General features: G+C 57.9%; 19 protein-coding genes. 7 read left to right on the plus strand and 12 right to left on the minus strand.

The window, feature by feature from the left end:
- Positions 1–39 precede the first annotated feature (39 nt).
- Positions 40–1,284, plus strand: a complete 1,245-nt coding sequence (locus AC3IUE_RS10145; protein WP_489267092.1) for a lipoprotein-releasing ABC transporter permease subunit — start codon at positions 40–42, stop codon at positions 1,282–1,284.
- A 125-nt stretch (positions 1,285–1,409) separates the two neighbouring features.
- Here the strand turns inward: AC3IUE_RS10145 and AC3IUE_RS10150 are convergent, their stop codons facing one another.
- Together AC3IUE_RS10150 and AC3IUE_RS10155 are read right to left on the minus strand one after the other, a co-directional pair.
- Positions 1,410–2,759: a heavy metal sensor histidine kinase gene (locus AC3IUE_RS10150; RefSeq protein ID WP_489267094.1), complete on the minus strand. Its 1,350-nt coding sequence runs from the start codon at positions 2,757–2,759 to the stop codon at positions 1,410–1,412.
- A complete protein-coding gene (locus tag AC3IUE_RS10155; RefSeq protein WP_489267096.1) occupies positions 2,759–3,439 on the minus strand; it encodes a heavy metal response regulator transcription factor in 681 nt (226 codons plus the stop codon). The genes AC3IUE_RS10150 and AC3IUE_RS10155 overlap by 1 nt, the downstream gene beginning before the upstream one ends.
- Positions 3,440–3,594: 155 nt before the next feature.
- Here AC3IUE_RS10155 and copI point away from each other — a divergent pair, with 155 nt between their 5' ends.
- Positions 3,595–4,116, plus strand: a complete 522-nt coding sequence (gene copI / locus AC3IUE_RS10160) for a copper-resistant cuproprotein CopI (RefSeq protein ID WP_489267098.1) — start codon at positions 3,595–3,597, stop codon at positions 4,114–4,116.
- Between the two features lie 61 nt (positions 4,117–4,177).
- Positions 4,178–5,008 carry an NADPH-dependent 7-cyano-7-deazaguanine reductase QueF gene (gene queF, locus AC3IUE_RS10165; RefSeq protein WP_046047822.1) on the plus strand — a complete coding sequence of 277 codons (831 nt, stop codon included), beginning with the start codon at positions 4,178–4,180 and terminating at the stop codon, positions 5,006–5,008.
- A 172-nt stretch (positions 5,009–5,180) separates the two neighbouring features.
- On the opposite strand, the gene AC3IUE_RS10170 is transcribed toward queF, so the two are convergent.
- Together AC3IUE_RS10170 and pcrP are read right to left on the minus strand one after the other, a co-directional pair.
- The gene (locus AC3IUE_RS10170; protein WP_056744326.1) at positions 5,181–5,444 is read right to left on the minus strand and encodes a DUF4404 family protein; all 264 of its coding nucleotides are present in this window, start codon (positions 5,442–5,444) and stop codon (positions 5,181–5,183) included.
- Between the two features lie 110 nt (positions 5,445–5,554).
- Positions 5,555–6,175, minus strand: a complete 621-nt coding sequence (pcrP, locus tag AC3IUE_RS10175) for an HAD superfamily inactivated hydrolase PcrP (protein ID WP_489267101.1) — start codon at positions 6,173–6,175, stop codon at positions 5,555–5,557.
- Between the two features lie 181 nt (positions 6,176–6,356).
- Here pcrP and AC3IUE_RS10180 point away from each other — a divergent pair, with 181 nt between their 5' ends.
- The 3 genes from AC3IUE_RS10180 (at position 6,357) to rssC (ending at position 9,063) form a co-directional block, all read left to right on the plus strand.
- Positions 6,357–7,046, plus strand: coding sequence for an MlaA family lipoprotein (locus tag AC3IUE_RS10180; RefSeq protein WP_489267103.1), 690 nt, complete (start codon positions 6,357–6,359; stop codon positions 7,044–7,046).
- A 353-nt stretch (positions 7,047–7,399) separates the two neighbouring features.
- On the plus strand, positions 7,400–8,581 hold the full coding sequence (gene rssB, locus AC3IUE_RS10185; protein ID WP_309675646.1) for a two-component system response regulator RssB: 1,182 nt from the start codon (positions 7,400–7,402) through the stop codon (positions 8,579–8,581).
- Complete coding sequence (rssC, locus tag AC3IUE_RS10190) at positions 8,581–9,063, plus strand: anti-sigma factor antagonist RssC (protein ID WP_007935262.1); 483 nt, start codon at positions 8,581–8,583, stop codon at positions 9,061–9,063. Before rssB ends, rssC begins: the two co-directional genes overlap by 1 nt.
- A 235-nt stretch (positions 9,064–9,298) precedes the next feature.
- On the opposite strand, the gene tal is transcribed toward rssC, so the two are convergent.
- The 4 genes from tal to dusA form a co-directional block, all read right to left on the minus strand.
- Entirely contained in the window at positions 9,299–10,225 is a 927-nt protein-coding gene (tal, locus tag AC3IUE_RS10195) for a transaldolase (protein WP_046047819.1), read from the minus strand.
- Positions 10,226–10,433: 208 nt separating this feature from the next.
- Positions 10,434–10,745, minus strand: coding sequence for a helix-turn-helix domain-containing protein (locus AC3IUE_RS10200; RefSeq protein ID WP_033061895.1), 312 nt, complete (start codon positions 10,743–10,745; stop codon positions 10,434–10,436).
- Positions 10,746–10,748: 3 nt separating this feature from the next.
- Positions 10,749–10,937 (minus strand): AbrB/MazE/SpoVT family DNA-binding domain-containing protein, encoded by a 189-nt coding sequence (locus AC3IUE_RS10205; protein WP_489267107.1) that lies wholly within the window; start codon positions 10,935–10,937, stop codon positions 10,749–10,751.
- 37 nt (positions 10,938–10,974) lie between these two features.
- Complete coding sequence (gene dusA, locus AC3IUE_RS10210; protein ID WP_080932606.1) at positions 10,975–11,985, minus strand: tRNA dihydrouridine(20/20a) synthase DusA; 1,011 nt, start codon at positions 11,983–11,985, stop codon at positions 10,975–10,977.
- A 102-nt stretch (positions 11,986–12,087) separates the two neighbouring features.
- Here dusA and AC3IUE_RS10215 point away from each other — a divergent pair, with 102 nt between their 5' ends.
- Positions 12,088–13,212 carry a site-specific integrase gene (locus AC3IUE_RS10215; RefSeq protein WP_210688978.1) on the plus strand — a complete coding sequence of 375 codons (1,125 nt, stop codon included), beginning with the start codon at positions 12,088–12,090 and terminating at the stop codon, positions 13,210–13,212.
- Between the two features lies 1 nt (position 13,213).
- Here the strand turns inward: AC3IUE_RS10215 and AC3IUE_RS10220 are convergent, their stop codons facing one another.
- From AC3IUE_RS10220 to AC3IUE_RS10235, 4 genes are all read right to left on the minus strand, one after another.
- A complete protein-coding gene (locus AC3IUE_RS10220; protein WP_123584670.1) occupies positions 13,214–13,489 on the minus strand; it encodes a pyocin activator PrtN family protein in 276 nt (91 codons plus the stop codon).
- Between the two features lie 166 nt (positions 13,490–13,655).
- Positions 13,656–14,072 carry a hypothetical protein gene (locus tag AC3IUE_RS10225; RefSeq protein ID WP_489267110.1) on the minus strand — a complete coding sequence of 139 codons (417 nt, stop codon included), beginning with the start codon at positions 14,070–14,072 and terminating at the stop codon, positions 13,656–13,658.
- 77 nt (positions 14,073–14,149) lie between these two features.
- A complete protein-coding gene (locus AC3IUE_RS10230) occupies positions 14,150–14,971 on the minus strand; it encodes a YfdQ family protein (protein WP_489267112.1) in 822 nt (273 codons plus the stop codon).
- A gap of 51 nt (positions 14,972–15,022) precedes the next feature.
- The gene (locus AC3IUE_RS10235; RefSeq protein WP_489267114.1) at positions 15,023–15,367 is read right to left on the minus strand and encodes a hypothetical protein; all 345 of its coding nucleotides are present in this window, start codon (positions 15,365–15,367) and stop codon (positions 15,023–15,025) included.
- Between the last annotated feature and the right edge of the window lie 32 nt (positions 15,368–15,399).

Genomic DNA, 15,399 nt, shown 5'->3' on the forward strand with positions numbered 1-15,399 from the left:
AGTACGTCGGGTCTTTTATTTTTATACGGTGCCCAGCGAATGTTCAGACCGTTATCGATCTTTATCGGCGCGCGCTATACCCGCGCCAAGCGCCGCAATCGCTTTGTTTCCTTCATCTCGATGACCTCGATGATCGGCCTCGCCCTGGGCGTGCTTGCGATGATCGTGGTGCTGTCGGTGATGAACGGCTTTCAGCGCGAAATGAGCTCGCGCATCCTCGGCATGGTGCCTCACGCGACTATCGTCGGTGTCAATCCGATCGACGATTGGCAGCCCGTTGCCGCTGCGGCCATGAAGAATCCTGAAGTGACAGCCGCCGTGCCGTTCACCGAGATGGAAGGGATGCTGTCCTACAAGGGGACGATGCAGCCAATCCAGGTCAGCGGCGTTGATCCGGCGCTGGAAGGCAAGGTGTCGATCGTTGCCCGGCACATTGTTCAGGGCCGTCTCGATGCCTTGAAACCGGGTGAGTTTGGTGTGGTGATCGGCGAGATCACGGCACGTCGCTTCCGCTTGAACGTCGGCGACAAGATCACCCTGATCGTGCCGGAAGTCAGCACTGCACCGGGCGGCATCACCCCGCGCATGCAGCGCTTGAACGTGGTCGGCGTGTTCAAGGTCGGCGCCGAACTGGACGGTTCCATGGCGCTGATCCACGTGGCCGATGCCGCGCAGATGCAGCACTGGGCGCCGAATCAAGTGCAAAGCGTGCGCCTGGCGGTGAAGGATTTGTACGCTGCGCCGAAGGTTTCCAGCGATATTGCTGGCGGGCTGGGCACCGCTTACAAGGCTGATGACTGGACTCACACACAGGGCAGTCTGTTCAGTGCGATGAAGATGGAAAAAACCATGATCGGTTTGCTGTTGCTGATGATCGTCGCGGTGGCGGCGTTCAACATCATCGCAACCCTGATCATGGTGGTGAACGACAAGGGCGCGGACATCGCGATCCTGCGCACCATTGGCGCCACGCCGCGGCAGATCATGGCGATCTTCATGGTGCAGGGCACCGTGATCGGGGTTGTCGGTACGTTGATTGGTGGTGTGCTCGGCGTGATTGCGGCGCTGAACGTCAGTGAACTGGTGGGTTGGATGGAGCGGGTCAGCGGGCAGCACATCTTCAGTTCAGACGTGTACTTCGTCAGTAACCTACCGTCCGAACTGCAGGGGGCGGATGTGCTGTTGATCTGCTCCGCCGGGTTCATTCTGAGCTTCCTCGCCACCGTTTACCCGGCATGGCGTGCGGCGAAAGTCGAGCCGGCTACTGCGTTGCGGTATTCGTAAGCCGTTACACCGCCTTCGCGAGCAGGCTCGCTCCCACAGGTGACCGAGTTGAATCACACATTTGTGAACGACTCAGATCTGATGTGGGAGCGAGCCTGCTCGCGAAGGGGCCAGTCCTGCTGGCCTCAATCCCCCTTCGGCAACTCAATCACAAACCTGGTCCACCCGTTATCCGATTCGCAACGAATCTGCCCGCCATGGGCGCGGATGATTGACTGAGTGATCGCCAACCCCAATCCCGCATGTTCACTACTACCTTCCTGACGCGCCGGATCAGCCCGGTAGAAGCGATCAAATAAACGCGGCAGCAACGCCCCGTCAATTCCGTCGCCGCTGTTCTCCACCGTCAAGCTCAACCCCTTAGGCTGATCAACAATCCGCACCCGAACCTCGCCTTCGACCGGCGTAAACCGCAGCGCATTGTCCAGCAAATTGGAAAGCGCCCGACGCAACATGCTGCGATCGCCCTCCATGCGCGCACTGCCTTCACGACTCAACCTGACCTGAGCGTCCTCCGCCAACGGCGCAAAAAACTCCAGCAACAGATCCGCTTCTTCCGCCAGTTCCAACGGTTCGCGCTTGGGTATCAACAACCCGTGGTCAGCCTTGGCCAGGTACAACATGTCGTTGACCAGTTGCGCCATCCATTGCAGTTCTTCGAGGTTGCTGTGCAGTGCTTCGCGGTAATCCTCGATGGGACGTGGGCGGGTGAGGGTGACCTGGGTGTGGGTCAGCAGGTTCGACAACGGCGTGCGTAATTCATGGGCGATGTCGGCGGAGAAGGCCGAGAGCCGCTGAAAAGAGTCGTCGAGGCGTCCGAGCATAGCGTTGAAGTTGTGGGCCATTTCCGCGAGTTCTGGTGGCATGTCTTCTTCGGGCAGGCGTGCATTGAGCGATTGCGCTGAAACGCCGCTGGCAACCGCACTCATGCGCCGTAACGGCCGTAACCCACTGCGCGCGGCCCAGGCACCGAGCAGGGCGGTGGCCAGTGCCGACAAGCCAACTGTCAGCCAGATCAGGTGCTGCATGCGTTGCAGAAAGTGCTGGTGATGGGTGATGTCCAGCAGCAAGGTCAACTGCGGCGAGTCAGGTTTGTCGAGGTACAACGGAGCGTTGAGGACGCGGTAGTCGGTACCTTCGCTGCTCACCGTGGACAAACCCGGTTGGGTCGGCAATGCCTGGGGCAGGTGCGTCGAGCTGTCATACCAGCGCTTGCCGTCGCTGCCAGTGATCCGCAGCGACAGATCAGCCTGTCGGCTCAATTCATCGGCCAGTTTGACTTCGCTTTCACTCGACTGAATGTCATGAAGTGCCCTACGCAACCCAATCAATTTGCCGTCCAGCAACTGCTGATCGAGTTCAACGAAATGCGCTTCACTGGCCCGGCTGAACAACACCCCGGCGAACAGCGACACCACGGCGGTGCACGCCGCAAACAGCAGCGCCAGGCGACTGCTTAACGAAAGTCGACGCATCAGGCGGGGCGCTCTTCAAGGACGTAACCCATGCCGCGCACGGTGTGAATCAACTTGTTGGGGAATTCATCGTCGACCTTCAGGCGCAAACGACGGATCGCCACTTCGATGACATTGGTGTCACTGTCGAAATTCATGTCCCAGACCTGGGAAGCGATCAACGACTTGGGCAGGACTTCGCCTTGCCTGCGCAGGAGCATTTCCAGCAGGGCGAATTCCTTGGCCGTCAGGTCGATGCGCTGACCGCTGCGTTCGACCCGGCGGCGGATCAGGTCCAGACGCAAGTCCGCCAGTTGCAGGCTGGTTTCCTGAGGTGTGGCGTTGCCACGGCGCAACAGGCTGCGGACCCGGGCCAGCAGTTCGGAGAAGGCGAACGGTTTGACCAGGTAATCGTCGGCGCCCAGTTCGAGGCCGTGGACCCTGTCCTCCACCGCGTCGCGCGCTGTCAGAAACAGTACCGGCGTATCGAGGCCGGCGCCGCGCACCGCTTGCAGAATCTGCCAGCCATCGCGACCGGGCAGCATCACATCAAGGATCAACAGCGCGTAATCGCCGGTCAGCGCCAATTGTTGGCCGGTGCTGCCGTCCGCCACCAGTTCAGTATTGAAACCGGCTTCGGTCAGGCCCTGGCGCAAGTAGTGGCCAGTTTTCGGTTGGTCTTCGACGATCAGCAGTTTCATGGGCGACTCGAGGCAAATGGAACGAACGCTTTATACCGTGGGCGGCGTTAATACAGGTCAACCTGACAAAGTTGTAATCTGGCTGTCAGGTTGCGGGCAGTCGCAGCAGTTTAGAGTTTTCCACAGGCTGAACCTTATCTTGTTGGAGTACGACTATGTTTTTGCGCAAATCACTGGTGCGCGTTGCGTGTTTGCTGGCGTTGAGCTCACCGGCGTGGGCTTCCCCGGCGCATACCTACGACTTCGGTCAGCCTGCCCCGGCGGCCAAGGCGACTCGCAGCATTGAAATCGTCATGGGCGACATGTCGTTCACGCCCAAGGCGATTGATATCAAGGCCGGTGAGACGGTTCGTTTTGTGTTGGTGAATAAAGGTCAGTTGTTGCACGAATTCAACCTCGGTGACGCGGCAATGCATGCCAAACATCAGCAGGAAATGATGAAGATGCAGCAGAGCGGCATGCTGATGCCTACAGGCATGAAGGAAATGGATCACGGCGCCATGGCCGGTATGGAGCATGGAATGAAACACGACGACCCCAATAGCGTGCTCGTTGATCCGGGCAAAACCGCCGAGCTGACCTGGACCTTCACCAAGGCCACCAACCTGGAATTTGCCTGCAACATCCCCGGCCATTACCAGGCCGGCATGGTCGGCAAGATGACTGTCAGTCAGTAAGCACTCAAAGGCGGGAGCAAAGGCTGGTAGAATCCGCTGATTCTTCAGTCAGGTTTCCGCCATGCATCCCGCAGCCGAACACTCGCCGCTGGGCAAATCCAGCGAATACATCGCCACCTACACGCCGTCTCTGCTGTTCCCGATCCCGCGCACCGCGAAATGGGCCGAGCTGGGCCTTACGGCTGAAACCCTGCCGTACAAGGGCGTGGATTTCTGGAACTGCTTCGAACTGTCGTGGCTGTTGCCGTCCGGCAAGCCAGTGGTGGCGATTGGCGAATTCACTATCCCGGCGGATTCGCCGAATATCATCGAATCGAAGTCGTTCAAGCTGTACCTGAACTCCTTGAACCAGACACCGTTTGCCGACACCGCGAGCCTTGAAGCGACGTTGGCCAAAGACCTGTCGGCCGCTGCCGGTAAACCGGTCGGCGTGCGGATTCGTAGCCTGAAGGACGTCGAGGCCGAAGGCGTCGTGGCATTGCCCGGTGTGTGCATTGATGATCTGGATATCAGCGTCAGCAACTATGAGCATCCGCGTCCGGAACTGCTGCGTTGCGATGAATCGCGCATCGTGGAGGAGAGCGTGCACAGTCATTTGCTCAAATCCAACTGCCCGGTCACCAGTCAGCCGGACTGGGGCAGCGTGGCGGTGGAATACCGTGGCGCGGCGCTGGATCACGCGAGTTTGCTGGAATACATCGTGAGCTTCCGTCAGCACTCCGACTTCCATGAACAGTGCGTGGAGCGGATTTTCCTCGACCTGCAACGGTTGTTGAAACCGGAGAAATTGACGGTGTATGCGCGGTATGTGCGGCGCGGTGGGTTGGACATCAACCCGTATCGCAGCACTGAAACCGTTCAACTGCCAAATCACCGCCTGGTCCGCCAATGAAGTTCTCATGTGGGAGCGAGCTTGCTCGCGATGAGGCAGGCACATTCAACATTGATATTGGCTGACACTCAGTCATCGCGAGCAAGCTCGCTCCCACAGGGGGTTGCATTGCAAGTCGCAGACATTAAAAAGCCCCGCTATCACTAGCGGGGCTTTTTTGTATTCGGCGGGTTCAGATTCCCATATTCGCCAGGGCTTGCACGATGTTGCGCAAGGTGCCGGCCAGGGTCGGGTGTTCGATTTCGAAGCGCTCGACGGCCAGGTTCACATTGTCGGCGAGGCTGGAGTCCTGGGTTTTGGTTTCGAGCTCAATTTCGAGTTCGATCTGTTGCATCAGCGCGTGCAGGTCTTCGCGCTCGGCTTCGGTCAGCGGTGGATTCTGTTCCAATTGCTCGCGCAGAGTATTGAGCTGTTGTTGCAGTTCGCGGGCAGGCATGGCGTTCTTCCTTTTATCGATAGGCACTGGCATAGACCGCAGCAGCACGCCAAAGGTCTATGGCTTGACCTTTAGATTAATCCACTCGCGCGCAACCTGCATGATCTCGATCAGGGCTTTTCGCCCTTGAGCCGGCGCAGGCTGATGTCGGCCAGGCAGGTGTCGAGTTCACCAAGGTGATCAATCACCGAATGCACACCCAGGCCGAACAGTTGCATCGTTGCCTTGCCGCGTTTGAATTCCCGTTCCTGCTGAGTCAGCGCCTGCCAGTCGTTGGGTGCCAGGCCGCAGAGTGAGCCGCAGGACGCCAGCCCAATCGTCCACAATCCGGCATTGAGCCCCGCTTGCAGCAATCGTGGTTCGCCGCTGACCAGCACGCAACCCTCCAGTCGTTCGACATTCAACGTCATCAAGGCTTGCCAGCAGGCATGCGGTGCCGGCCATGGATTGATTGTTTCGGGGTGTTGCGAGGGTTTGATCCATGAAGGCAAGGCAGCGGCCAGGGAATGGCTGAGGGCGGGGGGGAGTTCATCGAGCCAGGCACAGGGAATCTGCTGATGTTGCAAGCTGCGCAGGCTATCCAGCGCGCCGGGCGTGGCCTCGGCGTGTATGGCAGAGGGGATGCCGTGGGCGCGTGTGCGGGCACCGAAATCCACCAGGCAACCACTGAGGCCGAACAGGACGGCGGTCAGGCTGGGCGCAACGTGGGGCAAGGTTTCGGCGTGCGGCATATCAACGTCCCTGAAATAGCCTCAAGGCTAGGGGGCGACGGTGACAGTTGAGTGACACTGATATGAATCGCTCACAAACATGCCTCGCGCGGTGCTGCCTAAAGCGGCTATTCCGTCTTATACTAGCCCGCTTAACGCTTGGGCCAAGGGCCCGCGCCAGTACAATCCAAGGAGTTTTTCTATGCGCTGGAGCAATCATCTAGCTCAGTTTTGTGTGTTTACCAGCGTATTGCTGGTTCCGTTCGTTGCCCAGGCAGCCTCGGAAGACGACCCTTGGGAAAGCATCAACCGCCCGATCTACAAGTTCAACGATGTGCTCGACACCTATGCGCTGAAGCCTTTGGCCCAGGGTTATCAGTTCGTGACGCCGCAGTTCCTTGAAGACGGCATCCACAACATGTTCCGCAACGTCGGTGAAGTCACCAACCTTGCCAACGATATCTTGCAGGCCAAACCGGCCGCCGCTGGCGTCGACACCGCACGCTTGATCTTCAACACCACGTTCGGCCTGCTGGGCTTCTTTGATGTGGGCACCAAGATGGGCCTGCAACGCAATGACGAAGACTTCGGCCAGACCCTCGGCTACTGGGGCGTAGGCAGCGGCCCGTACGTGATGCTGCCGCTTCTGGGCCCAAGCACCCTGCGTGACGCGCCGTCCAAGTATGTCGACGGCTACACCGGCCCGTACCCGTACATCAACGACGTGCCTGTGCGTAACTCGATCTTCGGCCTGAACCTCATCGACACCCGCGCCAATCTGCTGTCGAGTGAGAAGCTGATCACCGGCGACAAGTACACCTTCATCCGCAATGCGTACTTGCAGAACCGCGAATTCAAAGTCAAAGACGGCCAGGTCGAAGACGATTTTTGATCTCGACCGGTAAAACGAGGAAGGCGGCCAGTGGGCCGCCTTCTTTCGTTTGGGCTTTCGAGACCGGTTTCACGCATGGGTTTTAACCTTCCATTACGTTACGGTTTTGCCGGTTCTTATAACTCCCGGTGATTTGAAATCGAAAGTCGTCAAGCGACCATCGGCGTGAGCTTGAAACGCCCCGCGGATGGGAGTACCGTCTGCGCCTTAGAAGGGCACCTCTGGTGTACCTGTGTGTAGGGCAAACGCTCGAAAACAGTGCAGTAGAGAGGCTAGAAAGCGAATCCAGTAGTGTGAGCCGGGACAAAGCCCCTGCCTGCTACGCCAACCTAATTCTGGCGCCGTTTGCCCACATGCCAAAAACCAGTGCCACGCTGCTGATAATCGATGATGACGAAGTAGTGCGCGCGAGCCTCGCCGCCTATTTGGAAGACAGTGGTTTCAGCGTCTTGCAGGCCAGCAATGGCCAGCAGGGTCTTCAGGTATTCGAGCAAGACAAGCCCGACTTGGTCATCTGCGATCTGCGCATGCCACAGATGGGCGGACTCGAACTCATTCGCCAGGTCACCGAGCTGTCGCCACAAACCCCGGTGATCGTGGTTTCGGGCGCCGGCGTGATGAACGACGCGGTCGAGGCCCTGCGCCTGGGCGCGGCGGACTACCTGATCAAGCCTCTCGAAGATCTGGCTGTGCTCGAGCACTCTGTGCGCCGGGCCCTGGATCGTGCGCGCCTGCTGCTGGAAAACCAGCGCTACCGCGAGAAGCTGGAAAAGGCCAACCGCGAGCTCGCTGCCAGCCTGAACCTGCTCCAGGAAGACCAGAACGCCGGTCGCCAGGTGCAGATGAACATGCTGCCGGTCAGTCCCTGGACCATCAACGAGTTCCAGTTTGCTCACCAGATCATCCCGTCGCTGTACCTGTCGGGTGATTTCGTTGACTACTTTCGGGTCGACGAGCGTCGGGTAGCCTTCTACCTGGCGGATGTTTCCGGTCATGGCGCCTCTTCAGCCTTCGTTACCGTGCTGCTGAAGTTCATGACTACGCGCTTGCTGTTCGAATCCAAGCGCAGCGGTACATTGCCGGAATTCAAGCCTTCAGAGGTCCTTGGTCATATCAACCGAGGCCTGATCAGTTGTAAGCTGGGTAAACACGTCACAATGGTCGGTGGAGTCATCGACGAGGAGACAGGTTTGTTGACCTATAGCATCGGCGGTCATTTGCCGTTGCCAGTGTTGTACACGCCAGACAGTGTTCGTTATCTGGAAGGGCGTGGTCTGCCGGTGGGCCTCTTCAATGAAGCCACCTACGAAGATCACGTACTGGAGCTGCCGCCGACGTTCAGCCTGACGCTGATGTCCGATGGCATTCTGGACCTTTTGCCAGAACCTACACTCAAAGAAAAAGAAGCGGCTTTGCCCCAACGGGTCAAGGCAGCGGGCGGCAGCCTGGATGGTCTGCGGCAGGTTTTTGGATTGGCCACGCTAGGGGAGATGCCGGATGATATCGCCCTGTTGGTGTTGAGCAGGAATCTTTAATGAGTACCGGTAGAATCCAGTTCGCCGAGCAGGATGGCACCTTCGTCCTGAAGTTCGTCGGTGAAGTTCGCCTGACCCTGTGTTCGGCGTTGGATGCGACTATTGAGCGGATCTTCACGGCGTTGAACTTCAACGCGATCGTGATCGACCTGACCGAAACCCGCAGCATCGACAGCACCACCCTTGGCCTTTTGGCCAAGCTGTCGATCCTGTCGCGGCAAAAGGTCGGCTTGCTGCCGACCGTCGTCACCACCCACGAAGACATCACCCGTCTGCTGCAGTCCATGGGCTTCGAGCAAGTGTTCAACATCGTTGACCGCCCGATCCCGTGCCCTGAGTGCCTGACCGACCTGCCAGACCAGGATCAGTCCGAAGAAGTGGTGCGGATCAAAGTGCTCGAAGCGCACAAGATCCTCATGGGGCTGAACGACTCCAATCGTGAAGCGTTCCATGATCTGGTGAACGCCCTCGAGCGTCATTGATTGCTTGAAGTGATGTGGGTCTGAAGGCCCCATCGCGAGCAGGCTCGCTCCCACATTAGTCTTGCGTCGAACACACCATCCCGGCTGCCCCAAAAATCCCCTGTGGGAGCGAGCTTGCTCGCGAAGGCGCCATAACAATCACCACATCTTTCAGCGCGAAGCCACTACCCAAATTCAACGCAAAAAAAGGGCGAACCCACCAAGGTTCGCCCTTTTTGCATCAAGCTAAATCAAATCAGAGCTTGGCTTGCAGCAATGCTTCGAGTTTTTCCTGGTCCCGAGCGAACTGACGAATACCCTCAGCCAGTTTCTCGGTCGCCATCGCGTCCTCGTTGGACAACCAACGGAACTGTGCTTCATTCAAGCTCAAACGAGCTTCACCGGCCTGACCCGGCGCCAATTTGCGTTCCAGCTTGCCAGTGTCCGCCGCCAGCTTATCGATCAGATCCGGGCTGATGGTCAGACGGTCGCAACCGGCCAACTGCTCGATCTGATTCAGGTTACGGAAGCTCGCGCCCATGACCACAGTCTTGTAGTCATTGGCCTTGTAGTAGTTGTAGATGCGCGTTACCGACTGCACGCCCGGATCATCCGCACCGGTGTAGTCGTTGCCGTTGGCTTTCTTGTACCAGTCGTAGATGCGACCCACGAACGGCGAAATCAGGAACACTCCGGCGTCAGCACAGGCGGCAGCCTGAGCGAAGGAGAACAGCAGAGTCAGGTTGCACTGAATGCCTTCCTTTTCCAGCTTCTCGGCAGCGCGGATGCCTTCCCAGGTGGAAGCGATCTTGATCAGCACGCGGTCACGGCCAATGCCGGCCTTGTCGTACAGCTCGATCAGACGGTGCGCACGCTTCAATACGGCGTCAGTGTCGAACGACAGGCGCGCATCCACTTCGGTGGAAATACGGCCAGGGATCACTTTCAGAATTTCTTGCCCTACCGCAACGCCAAAACGGTCGCTGGCCAAGCCCACATCGCCCTTGCAGTCGCTGACGCAAGCGTTCAGCAACTCGGCATAACCGGGAATGGCCGCCGCTTTCAGCAGCAGGGAAGGGTTGGTGGTAGCGTCCACGGGTTTAACGCGAGCGATAGCTTCGAAGTCGCCGGTGTCGGCAACTACGGTGGTCATTTGTTTGAGTTGTTCCAGCTTGGAAGTCATGGGCGTGCTCTGTCCTATGGGTCTAATGACATTACCCGAGCGCTGACAGCCACTCAAGGGTGCGTGTACGTATCGAGGGCCCCAGCGGCAACATCCGGAAAACGGCTGTTTGAATGGCAGGGCGCGGTATCGGTAAATACGATGCCAAATCAGACCACAGGTTCAACCCAGGCGACCGTTAACGCCCAGAAGGTCCACAGTCATGACTTCAGTTCGCCAATACGTCTCGGAAAACGTCAGGGCGAATAGCGGCGATATGAAGGAGCGATCGTGCAGCCCCAGAAGGGGACCGTCGTCCTTGTTCCCACTCCTGCAGAGTGCGTACGGAAACGCCCAGCAGCTCCGCAAACTTCGGTTGCGATAGACCGGTTTTGCTTCGGGCCTCTGCAGCCTCGGTTACTTCAACTTTGTGAACGTCGCCGTGTAGGCCGGCTTTGACTTCAAGAATCGACGCCAACAGTTCTTCGCCAATATTGCGTTTGGCATCCCGTTCCATCAGTTCTTTTTCAGTTAGGGGCATGATTCAGCTCCTTTGCCGCTTGCAGATAAGACCTTTGAGCGCATGAACCGAGCCCGTCTTGGCCAAAAATTCAACGCTGCCGTCTCGCAACGTTACAAATTCGACGTGATCACCTGCGGCCAACCCGAGCGAGGTGCGAATCTGCGCCGGAATGGTAATTCGTCCTTGCGTCGTTAGCCTCGCAGTTGCCATCAATGACACTCCATTAACGTAGCTAGGGATTTTCCGGTTACCGCCCCTCAAGCAACTCCGCCGCCTGATCCAGCAACACCAAAGGCTCTTTAGCCTTATGTATATCCACCGACAACAACTGCCGAAACTTGCGCGCCCCCGGAAAACCGGTGCCCAGCCCCAGCACATGCCGAGTGATGTGGTGCATCGAGCCGCCCGCATCGATATGCGCGGCTATATAAGGCCGCAACTGCGCCAGCGCCTCGGCCCGGCTGATCACCGGCGCCGTGCTGCCGAACAGTTGCTGATCCACCTCGGCCATCACATAAGGGTTGTGATAGGCCTCACGACCCAACATCACGCCGTCGAACGTCTGCAAATGCTCGTGACAGGCTTCCAGCGTCTTGATCCCGCCGTTGAGAATAATTTCCAGTTCCGGAAAATCCGTCTTCAACCGCGCCGCCACGTCATAACGCAGGGGCGGAATGTCGCGGTTCTCCTTCGGCGACAACCCCTCCAGAATCGCAATCCGCGCATGCACCGTAAAACTCGTGCACCCGGCATCCCGAACCGTGCCGACGAAATCACACAACTCCTCGTAACTGTCCCGCCCATTAATCCCGATGCGATGCTTCACCGTCACCGGAATCGACACCGCATCACGCATCGCCTTCACACAATCAGCCACCAACTGCGGATGCCCCATCAGGCACGCACCGATCATATTGTTCTGCACCCGATCACTCGGGCAGCCGACATTAAGATTCACCTCGTCGTAACCGTGCTCCTGCGCCATGCGCGCGCACATCGCCAGGTCCAGCGGCACACTGCCGCCGAGCTGCAGGGCGAGCGGGTGTTCGGCTTCGTTGTGACGCAGGAAGCGGTCGTGATCGCCGTTGAGCAACGCGCCGGTGGTGACCATTTCTGTGTAGAGGAGCGCGTGCTTGGAGAGCAGGCGCAGGAAAAAACGGCAATGGCGATCGGTCCAGTCCATCATAGGCGCAACGGAAAACCGCCGAGATAGCGCAGGGCTTGAGTTTACTGGGCTGGAGTGGGTGTTTGGTACCATTTGGCTCAACGTATTTATAGCGTGTTTTTAGGCGTTTTCAGGCGTTTTTTCGATGGCGCTGGTACAATGTACCAATCACTTTCGGAATTGTACCAGTCGACTATGGCAACGATCAGAGCACGAAAACGCACCGATGGCTCAGTCAGTTACACGGCACAGATACGCCTGTTTCGCGATGGAGCGCAAGTCTACCAAGAGAGCCAGACCTTCGCCCGGAAACAGGCGGCACAAGCGTGGGTGCGGCGACGTGAGGCAGAGCTAGATCAGCCTGGTGCGATTGAGCGGGCGAACCGCAAGGGCGTCACCGTACAGGACATGATCAAGCAGTACCTGGATGAAATGGAGAAAGTCCGGCCGTTGGGTAAAACCAAGGAAGCCACTTTAAATGCTATCGCTGCGACGGAGTTTGGCCAGACCGTTGATTCCGCCATCAACAGTCAGCGATTGGTGGATTTTGCACTATGGCGTATGAGCAAAGAGGGCGGCGGTGTCCAGCCGCAGACGGCCGGCAACGATCTGGCGCACCTTGGGGCTGTCCTATCGATTGCACGGCCAGCTTGGGGGTATGAGGTCGATATCCACGCGATGGCGGATGCTCGAAAGGTGTTGAGAAAGCTAGGTTACAACATGAAAAGCCGCGAGCGGGATCGGAGGCCGACCAAGGACGAGCTGGATAAGGTGCTGGAGCACTTTGTAGGTATTCAGCAACGTCGCCCTAGTTCGATCAACATGCTCAAAGTAACCGGCTTCGCGTTGTTCTCCACGCGTAGGCAAGACGAGATCGGCCGAATGCTTTGGGAGGACGTCGATGAAGAGCGTCAGCGGGTGATGGTGCGGGATATGAAGAACCCAGGCCAGAAGATTGGCAACGATGTTTGGTGTCACCTCCCGGATGAAGCTTGGCGCATTCTGAAGAGCATGCCAAAGGAGCGTGCAGAGATCTTCCCCTACAACTCGTCATCGATCGCCACTGCCTGGGCAAAGGCGTGCAAGTTTCTGATGATTGAAGATCTGCACTTCCACGATCTGCGGCACGACGGCGTGAGCCGGTTATTTGAGATGGACTGGGATATCCCTCGAGTGGCCAGTGTTTCCGGGCATCGGGATTGGAACTCATTGCGTAGATACACCCATCTGCGCGGGCGAGGTGACCACTATGCCGAATGGCCGTGGTTAGAGAGGATCATTCAGGCGCCTGTGAAGCTAGGCGCCTGGGGCAAGCAGTAAGTTAACTGGCTCGGCGGAACCCGTTGAGCTGATTGCATTCCTTCACTGCTGCTGCGCGTTGCAGGTCTAGGTACGCTGCCAAGTCAGTGATGTGGATGCCCTTGGCGCTTTTCTGGCTTGGCTCTAGGCGGGTGATAGGGATTTTAATTTGGCCGGCCATGACTTTGCGCTGAAACATCTCGGTGGTCAGGTGTGTGAAGTAGTCCTTGCACACCTGATCCAGAGGGATAATTGCCCGACCGCTGTATTGGGCCATCAAGATAAAGGCGGTGTTCATGGGTTGATCTCCTTGGCACGCCGCTCTATGCCGTCGGCCTTGCGCTGCTTGCTGCATTTTCGGTGGTTACCATGTGCTCGCGATTTGTGGCATTGGTCGCAGATGGTTTGTAAATCGAGAGGCGGCATTTGCCCGCTGCGTATTCGGACTGTTCGGCGAAGGGCTGTCATGCGGCCTCCTGTGCTACTTGCTTCAGGAGGGCGGCCATTTCGAGCGCTTGATCGCGGAGGGCGAGTGAATCGCGTTCGAGTTTTTTGCCTGTGCGGAATGCGCTGAATGTCTCTGCCGCAATTCTCAGTTGTTCGGCGATGGCCAGCAGAGTCTGGCGTTCTGGTTCCCCTAGTTTTGAGGCGGTCAATGCGCGCTCATAGTGGGAGTGCAGTTGCTTATGGTGGTCCTGCGCCTGATCAAGCGATCGCTTAAGGTCCTGGATCGTCCCTAAACTATCTGATTGCTGAATGGCCTTGCCTTCGTCGATACCTTCGATGCGGCCATCGTTCAGGCCGCCGCGATAGCCTGCCCAATAGGTAAGGCCAACAAGTACGATCAGAACGATCAGTGCGCAAATCTGAATTGCTGTCATGTGCTGTGTACCTCGGTAAAGCCCGCCGTCAGGATTTTTGGTGAGAGGCTGGCGGCGGGGTGTTACTTGGGGATTAGTTACAGGGTGGCTTCGTACAGCGGTACTTCGCCGATTGCGCTCTGGATCTTCTGGCGAACGGCGTTGTAGGCCTCTTCAAGCACTTTGTCCGGGCGTACCAGTTCGAACCACATTTGCAGGCGGCCTTCCAGAATGCGGTAGCGGAAGCGGGCAGGGACGCAGAAAGCGTCACCGCCGAGGAACGGTTTCACGGCGATGAAGAATTGTTCAGGGATGCGCAGTTGGCCTGCTTCGCCGGCACGCCCGTCGATTTCTTCGTTGTAGGTCAGTTGAACCTGGCCGTTGTCGAGGCGGGTGCCTTGGCGGAAGGTGATGTTTTTCTTGGCTTCCAAGGTGCGGCTAATTTCCAGCATGTCGGCAGGGCTTGGGTCGTTCGCTTCGTTTGAGCGCTGGGTGATGTCCCTGACGTTCTCTTCGATGAACTCGGCGAACGTTGCCTGATCCATGCGCTTACGGTCGTTCTCTTTCCAGCGGCCCCACTCGATGCTGGTAGGGCATCGGTACGTGGCCACGTGGTCGCGCCAGGCGGGTGCAGTTGGCTGGTGGTAGTCAATGACTGCCAAGAAGGTACGGCCTTCGGGGCCGTTGCAGAACACTGCAGTCGCGGCATCGGCGAAGCGGTTCACGTATGCAATGAAGGACTCGGCATCGAGCACGGTGAGTTTCTGGCGCGTGCGGGTAGGGTTCGGTAGCAAGTGCTCAAGCGATTGGACGCTCACGCCGTCAGGTAGCAGGGAAATGGGGGCTGCTAATCCCTGATGATCAATCGGTTTGCCGATCGCCTGTGCGAGGGTGACCAGTTGTTGAATGGCTTGTTGCATTGGAAGTGCTCCGTTGGGTGATGCTGTGGTGAGAGGTTTTCGACTCGGGTGTTACGGGCTGACGTGGCGCAGTTTTTCCGGCGCTGGGTCTTCGCTGACTGTGCGCAACGCTAGGTCCTGTTGTCGTGGATCGCGGCGGGTCAAGTTGCCCTCAGGGGTCAGGAAAAACAGTGATGTGCCGCGAGACAGGATCGGTTCTTTCGCTTTAACGTCGGCCTTGATGGTCATCTGGCCACTGCCATCAGGCTTGTAGGTGAGTTTGATGGTCAGTTCACCGCCCTTGCCGGTCTGGCGGATGGCATCGATCAGGCTATGTTGGGTTTCGCTGAGTTCATCAAGTAAGCCTCCGGCCTCGATGTCCCGTAACGTATCGATGAAGGGGCGAGCTTTGCTCATGTGCTGTGCCTCATTGAGTGGATGTTGTCTGC

This window comes from Pseudomonas sp. GL_093 (assembly GCF_057837605.1).

Coding starts and splice junctions, on each gene's coding strand:
- AC3IUE_RS10145 (WP_489267092.1), top strand. CDS start 40: ATGTTCAGACCGTTATCGATCTTTATCGGCGCGCGCTATACCCGCGCC.
- AC3IUE_RS10150 (WP_489267094.1), bottom strand. CDS start 2,759: ATGCGTCGACTTTCGTTAAGCAGTCGCCTGGCGCTGCTGTTTGCGGCG.
- AC3IUE_RS10155 (WP_489267096.1), bottom strand. CDS start 3,439: ATGAAACTGCTGATCGTCGAAGACCAACCGAAAACTGGCCACTACTTG.
- copI (WP_489267098.1), top strand. CDS start 3,595: ATGTTTTTGCGCAAATCACTGGTGCGCGTTGCGTGTTTGCTGGCGTTG.
- queF (WP_046047822.1), top strand. CDS start 4,178: ATGCATCCCGCAGCCGAACACTCGCCGCTGGGCAAATCCAGCGAATAC.
- AC3IUE_RS10170 (WP_056744326.1), bottom strand. CDS start 5,444: ATGCCTGCCCGCGAACTGCAACAACAGCTCAATACTCTGCGCGAGCAA.
- pcrP (WP_489267101.1), bottom strand. CDS start 6,175: ATGCCGCACGCCGAAACCTTGCCCCACGTTGCGCCCAGCCTGACCGCC.
- AC3IUE_RS10180 (WP_489267103.1), top strand. CDS start 6,357: ATGCGCTGGAGCAATCATCTAGCTCAGTTTTGTGTGTTTACCAGCGTA.
- rssB (WP_309675646.1), top strand. CDS start 7,400: ATGCCAAAAACCAGTGCCACGCTGCTGATAATCGATGATGACGAAGTA.
- rssC (WP_007935262.1), top strand. CDS start 8,581: ATGAGTACCGGTAGAATCCAGTTCGCCGAGCAGGATGGCACCTTCGTC.
- tal (WP_046047819.1), bottom strand. CDS start 10,225: ATGACTTCCAAGCTGGAACAACTCAAACAAATGACCACCGTAGTTGCC.
- AC3IUE_RS10200 (WP_033061895.1), bottom strand. CDS start 10,745: ATGCCCCTAACTGAAAAAGAACTGATGGAACGGGATGCCAAACGCAAT.
- AC3IUE_RS10205 (WP_489267107.1), bottom strand. CDS start 10,937: ATGGCAACTGCGAGGCTAACGACGCAAGGACGAATTACCATTCCGGCG.
- dusA (WP_080932606.1), bottom strand. CDS start 11,985: ATGGTACCAAACACCCACTCCAGCCCAGTAAACTCAAGCCCTGCGCTA.
- AC3IUE_RS10215 (WP_210688978.1), top strand. CDS start 12,088: ATGGCAACGATCAGAGCACGAAAACGCACCGATGGCTCAGTCAGTTAC.
- AC3IUE_RS10220 (WP_123584670.1), bottom strand. CDS start 13,489: ATGAACACCGCCTTTATCTTGATGGCCCAATACAGCGGTCGGGCAATT.
- AC3IUE_RS10225 (WP_489267110.1), bottom strand. CDS start 14,072: ATGACAGCAATTCAGATTTGCGCACTGATCGTTCTGATCGTACTTGTT.
- AC3IUE_RS10230 (WP_489267112.1), bottom strand. CDS start 14,971: ATGCAACAAGCCATTCAACAACTGGTCACCCTCGCACAGGCGATCGGC.
- AC3IUE_RS10235 (WP_489267114.1), bottom strand. CDS start 15,367: ATGAGCAAAGCTCGCCCCTTCATCGATACGTTACGGGACATCGAGGCC.